This is a genomic window from Streptomyces pathocidini, assembly GCF_001418495.1.
GTDB classification, from domain to species: domain Bacteria; phylum Actinomycetota; class Actinomycetes; order Streptomycetales; family Streptomycetaceae; genus Streptomyces; species Streptomyces pathocidini.
This window is the reverse complement of record NZ_LIQY01000586.1, coordinates 1-2,559: the sequence shown is the minus strand read 5'-3', so window position 1 is coordinate 2,559 and position 2,559 is coordinate 1. Positions and strand designations below refer to the sequence as shown.

The window sequence follows — 2,559 nt, the reverse complement described above, 5'->3', positions numbered from 1 at the left end:
ACGCCGCCGGAGGCGGCGGGCTTGGCGGCGGTGGGGCTGGCGTGGGACGGCGGAACGGCGCATTCAGTGCGAGGCAGGAGGGCGCGGCCACGCCTGGTGCGGACGCAGCGGCACGAACGGCAAAAGGGCAGCTTACCGGGGCGTCCTCATAGTCCGGCAAGTGGAAATGTGATATCGGTGGATGGAAATTCTCGGGTGGAGGCGGATGGCGGGGAGGGGTTGACGGGTGCCAGGGGGGGAGTGAAGACTCCGTTTCAACAGAACGTTGAAATTTCGTCGTGGATCGTGGAGAGGGGCTCGGGTGTCACAGTCTGCGGAGGCGGAACGAGCTGACCTGCTCCTGCGCTCGACGCGCGTCATCACCCCGGAGGGGACGCGCGCCGCGACAGTCGCCGTCGCGGACGGCAGCATCGCCGCCGTGCTCCCGTACGAGGCATATGAGGCGTACGGGACGCCTCAGGCGGGCGAGACGCGCGACGCGGGCCAATCGGCCGTGCGCCGCGAGGACNNCTCCGCCACCCGCGCCGCGGCGGCCGGCGGCGTCACGACCCTGGTCGACATGCCGCTCAACAGCGTCCCGCCGACCACCACCGTCGAGCACCTCGACCTCAAGCGCGGCGCCGCCGACGGGCGGGTCCACATCGACGTCGGCTTCTGGGGCGGCGTGATCCCCGGCAACACCGCGGACCTCAAGCCCCTGCACAACGCCGGGGTCTTCGGCTTCAAGTGCTTCCTGGTGCACTCCGGGGTGGAGGAGTTCCCGAACCTCTCCGCGGCCGAACTCGCCGAGGCCATGGGCGAGATCGCCGGCTTCGGCGGACTGCTCGTCGTCCACGCCGAGGACGCGCACTGCCTCGACAGCGCCCCCCGCACCCCCGGCCGTCGGTACGCCGACTTCCTCGCCTCCCGGCCGCGCGCCGCCGAGGACACCGCCATTGAGGGCCTGATCGCCCTCGCCAAGCGGCTCGACGCGCGCGTGCACGTACTCCACCTGTCCTCCGGCGACGCCCTGCCGCTGATCGCCGAGGCCCGGCGGGAGGGCGTACGGCTGACCGTCGAGACCTGCCCCCACTACCTGACGCTGACCGCCGAGGAAGTCCCGGACGGCGCCACCGAGTTCAAGTGCTGCCCGCCCATCCGCGAGGCGGCCAACCAGGACGCGCTCTGGCAGGGGCTGGCCGACGGTGTGATCGACTGCGTCGTCTCCGACCACTCGCCCTCCACCGCCGACCTCAAGCGTTTCGACACCGGCGACTTCGCCGAGGCTTGGGGCGGCATCTCCTCTCTCCAACTGGGCCTGCCCGCCGTCTGGACCGAGGCCCGCAGACGCGGGCACGGCCTCGAGGACGTGGCGCGCTGGATGTCCACCGCGCCGGCCGAGCTGGCCGGACTGCGGCACAAGGGCGCCATCGAAGCCGGCCGCGACGCCGACTTCGCGGTCCTGGCCCCCGACGAGACCTTCACCGTGGACCCCGCGGAGCTGCACCACCGCAACCGGGTCACCGCCTACGCCGGGCGCACGCTGCACGGCGTCGTACGGTCCACCTGGCTGCGCGGGCGGCGGATCGCGGACCACGGCACTCCCACCGAGCCCACCGGCCGACTCATCGAGAGGCAGCGAACAGCATGAGCCAGGACGTCCCCAGCAAGGAGACCGCCACGGACGCGACCGCGAGCATCCCCCGCTTCACCGGCGACGCCAGCCCGTACGGCGCCGGCGACCCGTACGCCGACTACCGCACCGCCGACTTCCCCTTCACCCACCACGCCGACCTCGCCGACCGGCGGCTGGGCGCGTCCGTCATCGCCGCCAACGACGAGTTCTTCGCCGAGCGCGAGAACCTGCTGATCCCCGAGGCCGCCGTCTTCGACCCCGAGCACTTCGGCCACAAGGGCAAGATCATGGACGGCTGGGAGACCCGGCGCCGCCGCGGCGCCGGAGCCGACCGGCCGCACCCGGCGGACGAGGACCACGACTGGGCGCTCGTACGGCTCGGGGCGCCCGGGGTCATCCACGGCATCGTCGTCGACACCGCCCACTTCCGCGGGAACTACCCGCAGGCCGTGAGCATCGAGGGCACGGCCGTGGCCGGATCGCCCGCGCCCGAGGAACTGCTTGGCCCGGATGTGAAGTGGACCGAGATTGTGCCGCGTACGGCCGTGGGCGGGCACGCCGCGAACGGCTTCGCGGTGGACGTGCGGCAGCGATTCACACACCTGCGCGTCAACCAGCACCCCGACGGCGGCATCGCTCGGCTGCGCGTGCACGGCGAGGCCGTGCCCGACCCGGCGTGGCTCGCCGCGCTCGGCACCTTCGATCTGGTGGCGCTGGAGAACGGCGGCGCGGCCCAGGACGCCTCCGACCGCTTCTACTCCCCGCCGGTCAACACCATCCAGCCGGGGCGCTCCCGCAAGATGGACGACGGCTGGGAGACACGCCGCCGCCGCGACCAGGGGCACGACTGGGTCCGCTACGCGCTGGCGGAGCAGGCCGAGATCCGCGCGATCGAGATCGACACGGGCTATTACAAGGGGAACTCGGCGGGGTGGGTGGCGGTT

Annotated in this window: 2 protein-coding genes and 1 pseudogene; all 3 read left to right on the top strand. The window is 72.4% G+C overall.

Translation table 11 applies throughout. The annotated features are described in order from the left end of the window. Positions 1-301: 301 nt before the first annotated feature. Positions 302-508 (top strand): annotated as a pseudogene (locus AOK16_RS28750) (hypothetical protein); the annotation flags it as partial. 2 nt (positions 509-510) lie between these two features. After that, positions 511-1,630 (top strand): allantoinase AllB (gene allB, locus AOK16_RS23090; RefSeq protein WP_240483710.1); only part of this gene is annotated, 1,120 nt, incomplete at its 5' end. Beyond that, on the top strand, positions 1,627-2,559 hold a 933-nt coding region (gene alc / locus AOK16_RS23085), incomplete at its 3' end, for an allantoicase (protein ID WP_055474075.1). The genes allB and alc, both read left to right, overlap by 4 nt.